This window comes from Bifidobacterium aerophilum, assembly GCF_010667685.1.
In the GTDB taxonomy this organism is placed as follows: domain Bacteria; phylum Actinomycetota; class Actinomycetes; order Actinomycetales; family Bifidobacteriaceae; genus Bifidobacterium; species Bifidobacterium aerophilum.
In genome coordinates, this window is record NZ_WHZW01000001.1 from 42,776 (window position 1) to 60,288 (window position 17,513).

Here is a 17,513-nt window from a genome sequence, read left to right on the forward strand (position 1 = left end):
ATCGTACTCAACCGGACCGGCAACGTCACTCCCTTGCGGGATATTGCCCGGTTTCCCCGCATTTGCGGTATGAAAAAACGGCAGGCTCCCCGGTAAGGAGCCTGCCGTGACGTGCCGAGGCGACCGATCGCGGCCAGTTGCGGCCGATTGCCCGGCGCCGATTAGCCGTGCCGATTACTCAGCCGATGACCGATCGCCGTTGCGGGCGCGCTTACAGGGCCGCGTTGAAGTCGCGGACCTTGAGGGTGCGCTGCGAGGACTCGACGTTGCTGCGGATGATGCGCTGCAGCGCGTTGTCGGCGGTCTCATGACTGGCGAGCCACTCGTTGCCGAGCTCGACGAGCGCGGCCGGATCGGCGTAGCCCGGGTACAGGCCTTCGAGCAGCGCTTCGGCCATGTGGAACGTCTTGTGCTCCCAGATCCAGTCGACGGTCGCGAAGTACCGTTCGGCGTACGGCTCGGCCAGGTCGGCGCGCGGCGTGGCGGCGAATCCGCGGGCCACGGCCTCAAGCTGAGAGTTGGTCAGCTCGTCGTTGTTGAGGGCCTGATCCCATGCCCAGGCCTTCGCGTCGGCCGTGCCACGCACCGCGCGGGCGCCGTAGGCGAACTCGCGGTTCTCGGTGGTGTCGCGCTTGGCGAGCTGCGCGTCGATGTCGGCTTCGCCGAACACGTTCACCGAGGCGAGCGCGTTGACGAGCGTCCACGTGAAGTTGTTGTCGATGTCGAGGCCGTCGAGCTTGACGGATCCGTCGAGCAGACCCTTCGCGTTCGCGGTGAACGCCTCGTCGCCTTCCTCGCCGTAGCCGAGGTAGGCGGTGGCGAGCTGGAACTGCTGGTCGGAGCCGGCCGGGGCTGCGGAGGCGAGCTTCCACAGTTCGGCGGCCACGTGCTCGATCACGGACGCGCGGGCGAGCGGCGCGGTGTAATGCCAGGCCGCGGTGCTCATGCAGGCGAGCGCGTAACGGAACGTGGTCGATTCGGTTTCGGTGGCGAGCAGGCGCAGCGTCGTGTCGACGAACTCGGTCGCCGCCAGTTCGCCGTCGCGGGTCATGTCCCACAGTGCGAGCCAGATCACGGCGCGGGCAAGCGCGTCGTCGAAGCGGTGCAGGTTCTCGATCGCGAACTTCAGCGACTCGTCGTCGAAACGCAGCTTGGTGTAGGTCAGGTCGTCGTCGTTCACGAGGATCAGCAACGGACGGGCCTTGCCTGCGGCCTCGGCGACGACGGTCGTCTCGCCGTCCACGTCGAGTTCGAAGCGGTCGGTGCGCACGATCCTGCCGGTCGCCGGGTCCTCGTTGTAGAAGCCGACGGCGAGACGGTGCGAACGCAGCACGGGGTGTTCGATCGGCGCGGTCTGCTTGAGCGAGAGCTGTTCGATCGTGCCGTCGGCGGCGGTCTTGACCTGCGTCGTGATCGTGTTGATGCCGGACTGTTCGAGCCACTGGGCGCTCCACGCCTTGAGGTCGCGGCCGGAGGTGGCTTCGAGTTCGCCGAGCAGGTCGGCGAGCGTCGCGTTGGAGTACGCGTGCTTGTTGAGGTACGCGTTGATGCCCTGGAAGAACTTGTCGCGGCCCACGTAGAACGCGAGCTGCTTCAAGACGGAGGCGCCCTTGGCGTAGGTGATGCCGTCGAAGTTGACGTACGTGTCGTTGAGGTCGTTGATCGGGGCGACGATCGGGTGCGTGGTCGACAGCTGGTCCTGACGCAGCGCCCAGCTCTTTTCGCCGGAGCAGAACGTGGCCCAGGCGTCGTGCCATTCGGTCGCCTCGGCGGTGGCGAGCGTGGACGTGAACTCGGCGAAGGATTCGTTGAGCCACAGGTCGTTCCACCACTTCATGGTCACGTAGTCGCCGAACCACATGTGGGCGAGCTCGTGCAGCACGGTCACGACGCGGCGTTCGGCAAGCGCGTCGGTCACCTTGGAGTCGAACACGTAGGAGTCGCGGATGGTGACCATGCCGATGTTCTCCATCGCGCCCGCGTTGTATTCGGGCACGTAGATCTGGTCGAACTTGGCGTACGGGTACGGCACGCCCCACGTCTTGTCGTAGAACGCGAAGCCCTTCTTGGTGATGTCGAACAGGTAGTCGACGTCCTTGGCGAACGCGTCGGCGAGCGACTGGCGGCAGTACTGGGCCATCGGCACGACGCGGCCGTCCTCGTTGCGGTAGGCGGTGTGCCATTCGGCGTACGGGCCGGCGCAGATCGCGGTCAGGTAGGAGCTCATGGTCGGCGTGGTCTCGAACGTCCACTGCTTGGCGGTTTCGGCCTCGTGGTCGCCGAGGGTGCCTTCCGCGGTGGTGCGGTCGGTGGCGGTGACGGACTTGACCGGCATGTTCGAGGTGACGATCCAGCTGGAGGCGGCGAGCACGGAGAAGTCGAACGTGGCCTTGAGGTCGGGCTGGTCGAACACGGCGTAGACGCGGCGGGCGTCCGGCACTTCGAACTGGGAGTAGAGGTACACGTTGCCGTCGGACGGGTCGACGCTGCGGTGCAAGCCTTCGCCGGTGTTCGAGTAGCGACACAGGGCGGTGACCGTGACCGTGTTGTGTTCGGCGAGGTTCGGCAGTTCGATGCGGCTGTCGGCGTAGGCCGTGGCCGGGTCGAGGGCCTGGCCGTTGAGCGTGATCGCGCTCACTTCGTCGGCGATGAGGTCGAGGAAGGTGGCGGCGCCCGGCGTCGCGTCGAACTCGATGGTGGAGGTCGAACCGAAGTTCTTCGCGCCGACGGTCAGGTCGAGCGCGACGGTGTAGTGGATGGGCTTGAGGACGATTCCCGCTCGTTCCTCGGCCTCGATGCGGGTGAGGTTTGCTCCTGGCATGTCACTCCTTGTCAACGTGAGGCGGCGTGACCGGTTGTGCCGGTCACGCCGCCTCGATTTGTGCAAAATTACTTGCGGATCGCCGTTTTACCGTTCGATCACGTCGGTGGCGATGTCAGCCACGACCGGCACGATCATCGGCTTGCGGTGCAGCTGTCGGGCGACCCATCCGCCGAGCGTGCGGCGCATGATCTGCTGCAGCTTGTACGTGTCGCGGGTGCCGGACATCATCGCGTCGTTGAGCTGTTCGACGATCTGATGGCGGACCTTGTCGAACTCGCTTTCGTCCTCGGCCACGGCGTTGAGGTAGATCTTCGGGCCGGAGACGACCTCGCGGTTGTCGGTGTCGACCACGACGAAGCTGGACACGAAGCCCTCGGTGCCGAGGATGCGGCGCTTTTCGAGCTCCTCGTCGGTCAGTTCGCCGATCGAGTCGCCGTCCACGTACACGTAGCCGCACGGCACGGAGCCGACGACCGCGGCCTTGCCGTGGTACAGGTCGACCACGTCGCCGTCCTCGGCGAGCACGACGTTGTCCGGGTCCACGCCGGTCTTGACGGCGATCAGGCCGTTGGCGACCAGGTGGCGGTTCTCGCCGTGGATCGGCATCGCGCACTTGGGCTTGACGATGTTGTACATGTACAGCAGCTCGCCCTCGTTGCAATGGCCGGAGACGTGCACGGCCGCGTTGTCGCGGTTGACGACGCGGGCGCCGAGCTGCACGAGCTTGTTGATGACCTTGTACACGCCGTGCTCGTTGCCCGGGATCAGGGAGCTGGCGAGGATGACCGTGTCGAACTCGTTGATGGTAATGTCGCGGTGGTTGCCGTCGGCGATGCGTCCCAAAGCGGCCATCGGCTCGCCCTGGGAGCCGGTGCACATGTAGACGAGCTTGTCGTCCTGCACGTCGTGCGCCTGCTTGAGGTCGATGACGGTGTCCTCCGGCAGATGCAGGTAGCCGAGGTCGGCCGCGATGGACATGTTGCGCACCATCGAACGGCCCACGAACACGACCTTGCGGCCGTACTTGTGCGCGGTGTCGACGACCTGCTGCACGCGGTGGACGTGGCTGGAGAAGCTGGCGACGATGATCTTGCGGCTGGCCTGCGCGAACGCCTGGTCGAGGGCCGGGCCGATCGAGGTCTCGGGCTTGACGAAGCCCGGCACCTCGGCGTTGGTCGAATCCATCATGAGCAGGTCGACGCCCTGCTCGCCGATCTTGCCGAATTCGACGAGATCGGTGATGTGGTGGTCGAGCGGCAGCTGGTCGAGCTTGATGTCGCCGGTGTCGATGAGCGAGCCGGCGGGGGTCTTCACGTACACGGCGAGCGCGTCCGGGATGGAGTGCGTCACGGTGATGAACTCGAGGTTGAACGGGCCGGCCTTCATCTTGTCGCGGCCGGACACCGGGATCATGGTCGGACGCTGGTTGTGCTCCTTGCACTTGGCTTCCACGAACGCGAGGGTGAGCTTGGAGCCGATGAGCGGGATGTCCGGACGCAGCTTGAGCAGGTACGGCACGCCGCCGATGTGGTCCTCGTGGCCGTGGGTGAGCACGAGCGCCTCGACCTTGTCGAGACGGTCCTTGATGTAGTCGAAGTCCGGCAGGATCAGGTCGACGCCCGGCTGCTCCTCCTCGGGGAACAGCACGCCGCAGTCGATGAGCAGCAGGTGGCCGTTGTATTCGATCACGTTCATGTTGCGGCCGATTTCGCCGAGGCCGCCGAGCGGCACGATGCGCATGGAGCCCTTGCGGTACTTCGGCGGGGCGATGAGCACGGCGTCCTGCTGGGGCGCGGTGGCGGGCTGGCCTGAACGCGAGATGCGGCGGCCGGCGCCACCGGAACGCGAGCCGTTGCCGGAACGGCCGCCGCGGGAGGAACGGGACCGCCCGGAGGACTTCTCCGCGTGTTCGCCGTGTTCCGAACGCTCGTCGGCGCGGTCGGCGGATTTGGCCGACTTCGTGGATTTGCGGGTACGGGTGGACTTGGCCGGCTTGCGATCCTCGCCGTCCAGACTGTCGAGCAGGTCGACGGCCGCCTGGGCGGCGGCCATCTGCTCGGATTCGCTCTGCGGCTGTGCCGCCGAACGCTTGGTGGTGCGCTTACGCGCGGAATGTTGTGTGGTTTCTTGTTCTGTGACCATTTCCTAGTTGGATTTCCATTGTTTGGTGTTCCCGCCTGTGCTGGGAACGACGTGTGTGGTGGGCGCCGCGGCGCCCCGCCTCGCGGTTCCGGCCTACAGCAGGCCGGACGCCTTCATGCCTTCTTCGGCGCGGTGGAACTCGTCCGGGCCGGGGCCGACGTTCGGCAGCCTCATCGTGGTGTCGTCGAGGATGCCGCGCACCTTGAGCGAGGCCTTGGCCATGACGGCCTGGAAGCCGTTGCCGTTCATTGCTTCGACGAGCGGCGCGAGCTGCACGGCGATGCGCTGCGCCTCGTGGATGTCGCCGCGGTCGAATGCGGCGGCAAGGTCGCGCATCGGACCGGCTGCCGCGTGCGCGATGACGGAGATGATGCCGACCGCGCCGACCGACAGGAACGGCAGGAAGAGGCCGTCGTCGCCGGAGTACCAGGTCAGGCCGGTCTCCATGCGCTTGCGGACCGCGCCGGCGATGTCGCCGGTGGCGTCCTTGACGGCCTTGACATGGTCGAGTTCGGCCATGCGGCGGTAGGTTTCGAGCTGGATGTGCAGGCCGGTGCGACCGGGCACGTCGTAGATGATGATCGGCTTGTCGGCCGAGTCGTTGACGGCCTTGTAGTGCTGGAAGACGCCCTCCTGGGACGGGCGCGAGTAGTACGGCGCGACGACGAGCACCGCGTCGGCGCCCGCCTCCTGGGTCTGCTCGACCATGCGCACGGTGTGCGCGGTGTCGTTGGAGCCGGCACCGGAGATGATCGGCACGCTGACCGCTTCGCGCACGGCCTTGACGAGTTCGACCTTCTCGTCCATATGCGTGGTGGGCGATTCGCCCGTGGTGCCGTTGACGACGATGCCGTCCGCACCGTCCTCGACCAGCTGCTTGGCCAGTTTCTGCGCCGCGTCGAAATCGACGGAGCCATCGGATTTCATCGGGGTGACCATAGCCGGCAGAATGCGCCCGAACGGGGCCGGATCAAGAAGATGCATCGTCTCACTCATATGAGTTACGGTACTTCTCGGTCGGGACGCGCCGGGATCATCCGTCTCAAGACACGGAAAAGCCGTATCCCGCGCGAACATCGTCGAGCGTGATACGGCCGTCCATATCTCTATCTCTACCGGATCTGCCGGCCCACGGCCCTACAGGTCGAGGAAGTGGTCGAGGCCGACGGTAAGTCCCGGATATGCGCCGGAGGCCACCTTGCGTACGGCGAGGAGCACGCCGGGCATGAAGCTGATGCGGTCGAAGCTGTCGGCGCGGATGACCAGCTGCTCGCCGGCGTTGCCGAAGAGCACCTCCTCGTGGGCGTTGAGGCCCCGCAGGCGCACCGCGTGCACGTGCACGCCGTCGACGACCTGGCCGCGCGATCCGCCGTCGGTCTGGGTGGCGTCGGGCATGTCGCCGAGTCCGGCCGCGCGGCGTGCCTCGCCGATGGCCTTGGCGGTGTGGATGGCGGTGCCGGACGGCGCGTCCACCTTGGTGGGGTGGTGCAGTTCGATGACCTCGGCGGATTCGAAGTACGGTGCGGCGACCTTGGCGAAGTGGTCGGCGAGCACGGCGGAGATCGCGAAGTTCGGCGCGATGAACACGGTCTGGTTGTCGCGCGGGGCTTCGGCGAGCGCGTCCTTGACCTGCGCGAGCTTGTCGTCGGTCCAGCCGGTGGTGCCGACGACGACGTTCACGCCCTGTTTGACGAGTGCGAGCACGTTGCCGAGCGAGACGTTCGGCACGGTGAATTCCACGACCACGTCGGTGTTGTCGGGAGTGATCGCCGCGAGGTCGTCGCCGGCGTCGAGCGCGAGCGCGAGCTGCGTGTCCGGCGCGGCGTTGACGGCGTCCACGACGTGCGATCCCATGCGTCCCTTGGCGCCGACTACGGAAACTCGAACCATGTGTATCTCCTTATCGTCTGTGTGTCATCTCGTGGCCGCCGTATGTGCCGGTGCGCATGCGTGGCCATCGCATGCGTCCATCGTATCGTGGCCGCGCCGTATGGCCGGCGTTCGTATCATCCGTCAGCCGCGTTTTCTGGACAGCGCCCATCCGATCAATGCGAGCGGCACCGAGCAGGCGACCGCGATCCAGGGGATCATCATGCTTACGTGGGTACCGGCCGCGTCGAGCACCGCGCCGGCGAACGTGGAGCCGAACGAGGTGCCGACCGAACCGGCCGTGGTCAGCCATGACAGACCTTCGGTCAGTGACCGTTCGGGAACCGCGCCCTTGACGATGAGGTTGCCGGTGGCGAACAGGGGCGAGACGCACAGGCCGGTCAGCACCTCGAGGACGCCGAGGATGACGAAGTCGTCCATCATGATGCGGAACAGCACGAATCCGATGGTCAGCAGCACCAGGAACACGACCATGTGGCGCCAATGGGATCCCTTCATCTCGCGCGATCCGAAGATCACCGCGCCGATGCATGAGCCGACCGCGAACATGGCGAGCTGCAGGCCAAGCCATTGCTCGATGCCGGCCGCCTTCATCGATGCGGTGACCGATACGTCGAACGCGGTGAAGCTCATGTTGAACACGAGGAACACGATGAGGATCGGGATGACGCCCGGATAGACCAACGCGCTTTTCGCCTTCGGAGCGTCGGTGCGCAGCTGGCGGATCGTCAGCGGGTCGACCTTGCCGTCCGCCTGCCCGTCGCCATCGGCCTTGCGCGCCGGGACCGTGACGGGTTCCATGACCGGCGGCTGGGTGCGTCTGAGCGAGAAGAACACCGCGCCGCCGATGCCGCATGCCAGGGTGGGCACGAACAGCTGGGACACCGGGTGCACCGATGTGGCAAGGAATGCGGCGAGGATCGGACCGACGATGAACACGATCTCGTCGATGGCGGATTCCAGCGCGTACGCGGTGTTCAGCAGGCCCATGTTGCCGGAGTCGCGCAACGCATACGCCCATCGCGTGCGCACGAGCGCGCCGAACGAGAACTGGGTGAATCCCATGACGACGGCCAATGCGAACAGCAGCGGGATCGGCACGCGTACGAGCGCGGCGAACGCGAAGCCGAGCATGGCGATCACCTGCACGGCGAGGGCGACCGAACCGACCCGGCGTTGCCCGAACCGGTCGAACAGCCGCGCGTAGAACGGCGTGACGGTCGCGACCGCGAGGATGTAGGCGGCGCTCATCGAACCGGCGATCGTCCAGTTGTCATACAGATGGTTGAGCGCGAGCACGATTCCCAGGCTCATCATGGAGATCGGCAGTCGGGCGACCGCTCCGGCGATGCAGAACGCCTTCGTGCCGGGAATGGAGAACAGTCGCGCGTAAGGCGATCCGGATCGGCGCTCGACGACGGTCCGGCTGGCGTCGGCCGTCATCGGGTCTCCCCCTTCGCGTTCCGTCCGGACGTCTGCGATTCGCGTTCGTGTGCCTGTTTCGAGGACGGCTGGGGCACGGACGTCCGGCGCGCGGACGGCGCGCCGGCGTAGATGAAGATGTCGTCCATGTCGTCGCCGTATTGCGGATGTTCCGCGGCGTGCCATGCGATCAGCCGGTCAAGGCCCTTGTGCTCGTAGAAGCTCACGTCGCAGCTGGAGTCGGTGTGCAGGTAATAGCGTTCCACGCCGAGTTCCGTGAAACGGTTCATCGCGTCGCGCCACAGCGAGCCGCCCACGCCGTGCCCGCGTGCCGCGCCGGAGACCAGGAACAGCTCGATTTCGGCCTGCGTCATCTCGTTGACATGACATTCGCGTTCCAGCTCGGTTTCGAGGTCATGCCATTGCCGGGTCTCCCGCAAGGCGTCCGCGCCGTGCGGATCCGTTTCCAGTCGCTGGTCGGTTTCGGCGAGCGCACCGCCGGCTTCGGGGAACATGACCGGCATGCCTGCGATGCGGCTGATCAGCACGCCCATGAACCGGCCGTCGCATTCGGCGATGGTCGCGTGCGTCGCCGGTTCGAGATAGTGCAGCACGAAATGCCGTGACAGTTCGATGGAGGCCGGGGTGCCTGCGGCGCTCGACCAGTTTCCCCAGGTGTCGTCGAATTCCCGGACGACGGCGTCGATGTCGGTTCGGGTCATGTCCCGGTAGATGACGGCCGGTCGTGCCGTCGCGGTGGTGGGAATGCGGTTGGTTGCGTCCGTCGCAGCCATGGTTATCTTTGCTCCTTTGTGTTGGTTGTCCTGCATGTGTGCCCGCCCACACATGCCGGCCAAGGGTCGCGGAACCCCCTCCGGCGCGACGCCCGCGGTGCGTTTCTCCCGCGGGCCCGTACGGCCTGTTCGCCGCCCGTCAGTCGTCGTCGGATTGTTCGGGGATGCCGGAGCTCAACTCGGCAAGGATCTCCTCTTCGGTTTTCGCGGCCGCATGCAGCTCGCGCGCCTGTTCGTCAGGCTCACTCAGATAGTAGAGGGTGGCGTCGATACTGTCCAGCGGCACGCGTTCGATCGTCGACAGCAGCAGTCGGTACCAGTCGAGCTGCAGGAGCTTTTCGGCCACGGCGTCGGGTTTTCTTGGCTTGGCGCCGGTTTTCCAGTCGACGATGACGAACCGTTTCGACGTGTCACGTTCGTCGAGTCCTCCTTCGAACACCGCGTCGAGCTTGCCGTTGACGATGCCGCCGCCCAGTTGCGGAAGGGCCGCGACGATCTGGCGTTCCGCCCATACCGGCCGCCGTGCGGCCCATGTCGATTCGACGAGACGACGCTGCCAGACGGCAAGGTGACGGTTCTTGGCCGCACGCTCCTTTCCTTCGCGGATCGCCTGCTCTCGCTTGACCAGTTCGGAGACCATGAGGTCGCGTGATGCCGGTGCGGCCGCATCGGCGATCATGCCGTCGGCGCCGGCGTCCGATGGCATGCCGTCCGCCATGAGGCCGCCGGTTCCGCAACCGTCGTCATAGGCGTTGACGAATCGTTCGGCCCATGCGTGGAACAGCGTGCCGGCTTCGGCCGCCGGCGTGGCGACATGCGGGACCGGCCGTATGAGCCCGCGCCATAGGGTTCGAGTCTCGCGCGCGTTCGACGCGCCCGCGCGCGCCTGCAGTGCGGTGACCGACTGCCGGCCCTGTGCGAGCATGCGCATCGCCTGCCGGCGGACCCGGGAGTCGAGTTCCGTGTCGTCTTCGTAGGATCGTGGCATCAGATCGGGATCCGAAACCAGCATGCGGGCGCGTGTGAGCAGCGAATCGCGGGCGTCGGACCCGGGTGCGCCCGTATCCGATCCGGTCGCGGCGTCCGCTCCCGCGCCTACGTCTCCCGGCTCCCGTTCCATCAGGTCGATTCCCGATCGCAGGCGTTCCATGACGTCTTCGGACAGCGAGGCGGGCCACGGCAGCGGATCATGCGCGATGCCGGATTCCATCGGCGTCCGCCAGGCCTCCTCCACCACCGCATGTTCGTACGAGGCGGCGTGATCCCCGGCGAAGAAGCCGTCGGGGCGTGGCAGGCCGGCTTCCTGCGGCGTGACGGCAAGCGGGGTTTCGTCTTTATGGCCGTCATGTCGCGCGGCCGACGGATGTTCGGGCGCATCGGTGTTCTGCGGATGCTCCGACGGTTGCGGCCCGTTTGCCATGACGATGTCGTCCCTGTGGCACAGCGAATCGCATATTTCGGTCCAGAACACCGACGGCTTGGTGGCGTTGGGCTTGCGGCCTCCCGTCTGCGTCACCGCCCTGGGATCGAGGCCGGCGTCGGGATACCTGCTGTAGGTGAGCAGCGCATCGTTTTTGGCGCGCGTGAGCGCCACGTATGCCAATCGTCGTTCGTCGGCCAACAGGCGGCGGCCGTATTCCTCGGATTGCGTCAGATACCAGGTGTCGGGATCCGTTTCGCCCATGCCGTCGCCGATGTCGGCGCCGCGCATGTCGCCATAGATCTCGTCGTCGATCACTTCGACGTCGTCGAGCATGCCGAGCGTGTCGGACGGGTCGGCTCCGGGCTCGGCGTCGTGGGGGAACCTCGGCAGGATGCCGGCGTCGACGCGGACCGGTACGGGCACGGCGGCCTCGTCGTCCAGCCAGGTCGGCACGGTCGCATGGTATTCGGGGGGCGTCCATCGTCCCGACCGTTCGGATATGCCGCCCGGATGACGGTCGTCGGGCATGATGGTCAGCCGGCTTTTGTTGCTGGGGAACATGCCGGCCCCCATGCCGACGACGGCGACGGCATCCCATTCAAGCCCTTTGGACTGATGGATGGTCATCAGCACCACGTCCGCGGGAACGTCAGGCATGACGGCGTTCTCCTCTTCGACGCGTCCGAGCGAGTCCAGCCAGGCCATGAAACCCCGCAGACTGGGATTCTGCCCCTCGATGATCTCCTGGGTGTACGTGTCGACCAGGGAGATGATCGGATCCACTCCCGCTCTGGCCAATGACGGGGTGACCGGCTTGTCCGGGTGCGCGATCGCCTGCGCCACGATCATGTCGATGTCGAGGTTCAGCGCCTGTACCGCGGTTTCGATCACCGCGCCGATCGGATGGTTCTCCACCGCCTGCACCTGACGCAGCGTCTGGCCGGCGCGGACGACCGCGGCGACGGATCGGCCGTCCATCCGCCCGTCCCGTCGCACCAGCGTCTCCAGGTCCTTGCGGGAAAGCAGGTCCGCGAGGAACACGGCGTGCGGCACCTGGTCGCGGTACGCGCGCACGATGTCCATGTATCTCCTGTCGGTTTCCGGCGCGCCGCCATCCGCCGCCCACCCGTCCTTCGCCGCGATGTCGTCGATCAGACCGGCTTGGACCAGGGCCCGGTACCGGTACTGCGCGTCCAGCCGATTCGCCAGATCGGCCAGAACGGTCAGCTCCTGCGATCCGAGTCCGAACCGAGGGGTGGCGAGCAGTCGCATCAGCGAATCCGAATCGGTGTGGTCGGCCACCACGCGCAGCAGGGCGAGCAGGTCGCGCGTTTCGGGACGTTCCAGCAGTGCCGAATGTCCGACGACCAGCGTGCGCAGGCCGGCCCGTTCCAGGCCTTGGGCGAATTCGACCATACGGTTCTTGCCTCGGAACAGCACCGCCACATGGGGGTGGTCGTCCATGCCGGCCGCACCGGAGGATCCGCCCGTCGCATACCGTGCCATCGCCTCGCGCGCGAACCGTGCCACCGCGTCGATCTCCTGGCCGAACGTGTCGAATCCCAGCACCCCGATCGTGCCGGTCGCGGCGTCGTCGAGGGCGGACAGTTCGCCGACCTCCACCTCCCTCATGAGCGAGCTGCCGGGTCTTCTGTCCGGCAGGCGCAGCGGCATGGTCAGGTTGTTGGCTGCCTCCAGCACGATGCTCGTATTGCGGCGGGTGACGCTCAGCGGGTATGGCTTCGCGTCGTCGGACATGCCGAAATCACGTTGGAACATGCGGAACGCGCCGGGGCTTGCCCCTCGCCACGCGTAGATCGACTGAAACGGGTCGCCCACCGCGTTCACCGCGGATGCGGCGACGCCGTTCCCGGATGCCTTCACCGAGAACGTGCCGGGATCCGTCGGGTGGAACAGCGCGGCCAGCAGCATGGCCTGCGTGGTGGACGTGTCCTGGTATTCGTCCAGCAGCACATGCGTGTACCGGTGGCGGTACCGTTCCCCGATGGAGGGAAAGCGGGATACCAGCTTGTAGGCGGCGACGGTGAAGTCGCTGAATTCCGCCATGTTCTGGCGGCGTTTTTCCCGCTCGTATTCCTCGACGAGCTCCAACAGGACCTCCCGCTTGCGCGTCACGTCGCGCAGTGCGGCGCAACGCCAGACGCACAACTGGCGCAGTTCGTCACGGTAGGCATCCTGTTTGGCGGCGAATGCGGCGTCCGTGTCCTTTTTCCTGCGCGCGGGAACCTTCACCTTGGGTTGTTCCTGAGGCACCGGCTCCTGCCCGATCGCCTTGTCCAGCTGACGGATGAAGTCGGCGTCCCATCGGCGTATGCGCGCGATCGCCTCGTCGACGGTGTCGACCGCGCCGCCGATCATCGCGTTGCCGATGGCATGCGACAGCAGGAGCGTCTTGTCGACGATCGTGGAGAACGCGCCGAAATCATAGGGCATCAACAGGTCAAGATGACGGCCGATCACGTTGGAGGCCAGGTTCATCGCGCCCGCGTCGCTCAGCGGCTGCGTATCCCGGTCGAACCCCACAAGCAGACCGTATTGGCGTACGATCGACTGGAAGAACGCGTCATAGGTGGAGACTTCGGGTTTGAGGAACGCGTTCGGCGCGTGCCTTCGTCCTGATGGATCCCGGCGCGTGGCGTTTTCGTCGCCGCCGGACAGCCGGTCGCTTACGGCGGCGGAGACGCGGGAGAGCAGTTCTGAGGCGGCCTTGCGCGTGAAGGTCAGGCCGAGGATGCGTTCCGGCGGGACTCCGCCGTCGATCAGGCCGAGGATGCGCCTGGTCATCGTGTAGGTCTTGCCGCTGCCGGCGCCGGCGACCACCAGCACGTCATCATCCGCCGGCGCGTGGATGACCTGTGCCTGTTCGGGACTGTCGGTGATGATGCCGCTCATGGCTGCCTCGTTTCGAATACGGTGTCGACCTGCCCGGCGCAGGCGGGACACGCTTCTTTCATACGGCAATGTTTCAGATGGGATGGCGTGGGGTGCGCCGTCAGCGATGCCGAACGGCTTGCCGCCGCAGCGTAGAACACGCGGGAGATCATGGTCAGCGCCCATGTCGCCTGCGTGCCGCGCAATGTCAGGAACGAACGCCATGCCGCATCGCCGATTCCGGCCGGCGGGTCGGTGTCCAGATCGGGTATGTCCATAAGCGTCGCGGGATCCCGGTAATGGTAGCGCGGCGTGAATGTGCCGTCATTCAGCCGGTCCGCGAGAAACAGCGCCGGCTGGTAGAGGCTTTCCGGGGCATAGCTTTTCGCCGGGGCGTCGTTCGACGCGACGTGGAACAGGGCGCTTTGTGCGATGTCCGGCCACGGGGCCGTCTCAGCGTCCTTACGGGAATCGTGTTCGGGGAATATCAGTCCCAGCTGGTAGCACACCAGCTGCAGATCGTTGAAGATCCCCTTGACCGAAGGCACGCCGCCGGTCTTGTAGTCGATGAGGCGGATTCGCTCGGCGCCGTCGGACAGCGTGCGATGCTCCAACCGGTCGATGCGGCCGGTAAGCCGTATGACGAGCCCCTCGTCCATGCCTTGCGGCCAGCCGCCGACCAGCATGCCCATGATGGCGGTCAGCTCATGCCGTGTCGTATGTTCCGCGCCAGGGATGCGACGGTATGCGGCGAGAATGTCGTCCAGGGAGAACCGGGCCGCGAACGAGCGTTCGCATTCCGCCGACGTCAGCGTGCCGACCGAGAAGCTGCCGGAGTTGCCCGCCAGATAGTCGCCGGTGTTCGACCGTACGAAGTACGAGGCGATCCGTTCGAGCACGTCGCGGGCGGTGGCGTCCTTGCGCGCGGCACCGTACCGGAGGCTCGCTTCCGTGCCGGGCGACGGCTGTTTCGCCAGTTCGCGGTATATCTCCATCATGCGGTCGGTGACGGCCTTCACGCGGCCGTCCACGGACAGGTCGGGGAACGCCGACGGCAGGTCCAGTCCCTCTTCGCTGGCGTGCTGGGCCACCGCGTGGATCAGCGAGCCGAAGGACGCTTCCACGGTGCCGGCGCGAGGTCCGGAGAAACGGCGTTCCATCAGCCAGCACACCGGGCATGCCCAGATGGCGTCCACGTCGGAAGGCGACATCGTGACCGTCATGTCCGGGTTCGGTTCGGATTCGGAGCGTTCCTCATGCCGGTCCGCACCACGGGCGCCATCATCCACGAATGGCCAGTTGCGGGGATCCGCGGCGGCGATGCCATGGTCGCGGAGCACGTGCAGGGCGTCGAGGGCGTCCCTCCACTGCGTGCTGTCATGCGGCTGGGTGGCCAGTACCGTGCGAGCCGCCGCCACCAACCCGCGAGGGGTGCCGTCCATGCCGCCGAATCGGTCGTTTCCCGCGACCCGGGCGTATTCGCGTTGGTTCGGCTGCGCGTGGTTCTTCCGGTCGAACCGTTCCGGCAGATAGCCGTACAGGAAATCGGAGGGGGTCAACGCATCGTTGCATACGGCGCTGACGGTCACCTCGCTTTCGGCACGGGTCACGGCCACCAGCAGGCTTTTCTGTTCGGAGGACAGCACCGATCGCAAGCCGGGGTCCAATGCGACGTCGGCACCGTCGAAGATGCGGCCGAAGAGCATCATGTCGGCCAGTTCCTCACCGCCGAACATCGTGTTGCGCGCGGCCAGGTTCGGCCACACGTCCTGTTGCACCGCGGGTATCCATACCCGCGACCAGCACCGTCCCGCGGCGCCCGCCGGAGTGGTCAGCGTCACGGCCTGGTCGACGGGGGCGACCTTGGCCAGCGAGTCGGCTTCGATGCGCATGGAACGGACCTGTCCGATGAACTCGCGCCAATCATCGGAGGATGCCGAGCCGGCCGCATAGTCGAACAGGCGCATCGCCGTATCCAGCCGGTCGTTGGCGGTGCGGCCGTCGTCCGTGTTGTCCAGTGCTTCGCGCTGCCAACGGTCGGCCACCGCGCACGCGTTCCACGCCACGGTCAACGCATACTGGGGTTCGTCCGACGGCAATGCGCGAAGGCCGGCATCGACCGTGGATACGAGGTTCCACAGATGCGCGAACGCTTTGGCATGCGGATCCGACCCGCATACCGACTGGATGGCGGCAAGCACTGCGTCGGCGTCGTCGAATTCCAGCATCAGATACAGCGCGTCGATGCCGAACGGCAGGTCATCTCCGGAACCGTCACCGTCCATCAACGTGTCGTCATGTTCCACGTTCCCCTCACGGCGACGCGTCAGCGCATCATCTCGCAGGGCCGCCCACCGGTTCATCAACGCGACGAGCGACGACGCGTGATCGTCCGGAACCGTGACGGAATCGCCCGTCGGCCGCCCGTTCCCGTCATCGTCCACGATACCGGCCAGCGAGTCCAGAGCGCCCATCGCGGCTTCCACTCCCGACAGGCGCGCGGGCCGTCCCTCATGGCTGCGCGTGGCGCCGACGCCGATCAGCGGGCAGCCCATCAGGGTGGCGACCCGCGAACGCACGAAGGCGGCCGCCGCGGACAGGCTCATCGTCATGTCGTACAGCGTTCGCCGACGCATATGCGCGAGCTCCAGCAATGCGAACAATCCCTGTACGAACGATTCGTCCCTGAGCGGCCGGCTGACGGATGAGTACCTCACCGGCACGCCGTCACGGCGCAGCCGCTCGCCGAACCGGCGCACCGTGGCGTTGTCGTGCGCGATCACGGCCATGTCGTTCCAGGCCAGCCCGCCGGTCAGACGCGCTCGCTTGATGTGCCAGACCACATCGTCAAGCTCCTCGGTTTCGCTGCGGTACAGCGCCGTCCGCAGACTGCCGTCCCGGGACAGCGTCTCGGACTCCTCGGATGTCGCGATGGGCAGACTTCCAGCCAGTCGGGGCAATTTGCCGGGCCGTTCGGGCAACGCCAGATCATCATCGAGATCCGGTTGGATGGAGAGCGAGATCCTGGATGCGATCAGATCCCGATAACACGGGGAACCCTTCACGCTTCCGGACCGTTCCCGGGGATCGCGGACGGTCGTGCCGACTTCGGCGCGTTCGATGCGCAACCGGCGAGCGCCGAACCGTTCACGGGCCTGGGCGAACAGGTAATCCGGGTAGGAGCCTCGGAATGTCTGCACCGCCTCGTCGGGGTTGCCGACCAGCACCAGCGGCACACCCCGGTCATGCAACGCTTCCAGGAACGAGAATCCCGCCAAGGTGAGGTCCTGGAAGTCGTCCACCACCAGCAGGCGCGGCAGGTCGTCGTCGGAGGCCATGCCTATCGCCGTGGTTCCTTCCACCAGCAGACGGGACGAGTCAAGACGGAGCTCGTCGACGTATGTGCGTCCGATGAGATCCTCGTATTGGCGTCGCAATGCGAACGCGAGACGCCACTGCACGCGCAGCCGTTCGACATGGGGCGTCCAATCCCCCAGCGAAGCCAATATCTCAGGCTCGTTCCGCCGCGAGACGCCCAATTCGTTCATACGCGACAGCATGTCGCGCAATTGCATGATGAACGCGTCGCTGATCCCGGGTGCCGTCACTTCTCCGTCGGCGTGTTCGCCGCCGGAAAGGACATCCTCCCATTCGTCGACGCCGAAATAATCCCTCAACAGCATGCAGGTGCCACAGGGGTCGCCGGATCGCACGTGTCCGACGTGCGAGTCGGTCACCGTCCGCAGCATCGCATCCTGTTCCGCTCCGTTCAGCAGTCTCGGCAACGGTTCGTTCGTCCGTTTGCGTATGGCCGAGATGATCCGGAACGCGATGGCGGACAGCGTGGTGACGGGTCTTGCCTGTGACAGGGAACCGACGCGGCGGATCGCCTCGTCTCCCAGGAGATCGGCCACGCGACGGTTCTGCACGACCATCGTCGAGGTGCCGCCGTTCTCTGCGCGAAGCCCATGCATCAGCGCGTCGAACGCGAAGGCCGTCTTGCCGCAGCGGGGAGCGCCGGAGACGAGCAGGACCGGCGCCTCATGAGGTCGCAGCAGCGACGACAGCACGTCGGCGGCGGCGATGACGGCATCTGCATGCCGTGCGCCGTCGCGCAGCGTATATC

Annotated in this window: 7 protein-coding genes and 1 pseudogene; all 8 read right to left on the bottom strand. The window is 66.3% G+C overall.

All coding sequences use genetic code 11. The features are described from left to right. Window positions 1-211: 211 nt before the first annotated feature. Window positions 212-2,821: an aminopeptidase N gene (pepN, locus tag GFD25_RS00195; protein ID WP_163228747.1), complete on the bottom strand. Its 2,610-nt coding sequence runs from the start codon at window positions 2,819-2,821 to the stop codon at window positions 212-214. 87 nt (window positions 2,822-2,908) lie between these two features. Further along, window positions 2,909-4,600, bottom strand: a pseudogene (locus GFD25_RS00200) (ribonuclease J); the annotation flags it as partial. A gap of 459 nt (window positions 4,601-5,059) precedes the next feature. After that, complete coding sequence (dapA, locus tag GFD25_RS00205) at window positions 5,060-5,950, bottom strand: 4-hydroxy-tetrahydrodipicolinate synthase (protein ID WP_420837532.1); 891 nt, start codon at window positions 5,948-5,950, stop codon at window positions 5,060-5,062. Window positions 5,951-6,103: 153 nt separating this feature from the next. After that, a complete protein-coding gene (dapB, locus tag GFD25_RS00210) occupies window positions 6,104-6,856 on the bottom strand; it encodes a 4-hydroxy-tetrahydrodipicolinate reductase (protein WP_163228751.1) in 753 nt (250 codons plus the stop codon). A gap of 123 nt (window positions 6,857-6,979) precedes the next feature. Next, window positions 6,980-8,299 carry an MFS transporter gene (locus GFD25_RS00215; protein ID WP_163228753.1) on the bottom strand — a complete coding sequence of 440 codons (1,320 nt, stop codon included), beginning with the start codon at window positions 8,297-8,299 and terminating at the stop codon, window positions 6,980-6,982. Beyond that, on the bottom strand, window positions 8,296-9,072 hold the full coding sequence (locus GFD25_RS00220) for a GNAT family N-acetyltransferase (protein WP_163228755.1): 777 nt from the start codon (window positions 9,070-9,072) through the stop codon (window positions 8,296-8,298). The genes GFD25_RS00215 and GFD25_RS00220 overlap by 4 nt, the downstream gene beginning before the upstream one ends. 139 nt (window positions 9,073-9,211) lie before the next feature. Then, on the bottom strand, window positions 9,212-13,408 hold the full coding sequence (locus tag GFD25_RS00225; RefSeq protein WP_163228757.1) for an ATP-dependent DNA helicase: 4,197 nt from the start codon (window positions 13,406-13,408) through the stop codon (window positions 9,212-9,214). After that, window positions 13,405-17,361 carry a PD-(D/E)XK nuclease family protein gene (locus GFD25_RS00230; RefSeq protein WP_239512322.1) on the bottom strand — a complete coding sequence of 1,319 codons (3,957 nt, stop codon included), beginning with the start codon at window positions 17,359-17,361 and terminating at the stop codon, window positions 13,405-13,407. The genes GFD25_RS00225 and GFD25_RS00230 overlap by 4 nt, the downstream gene beginning before the upstream one ends. Window positions 17,362-17,513: the final 152 nt, after the last annotated feature.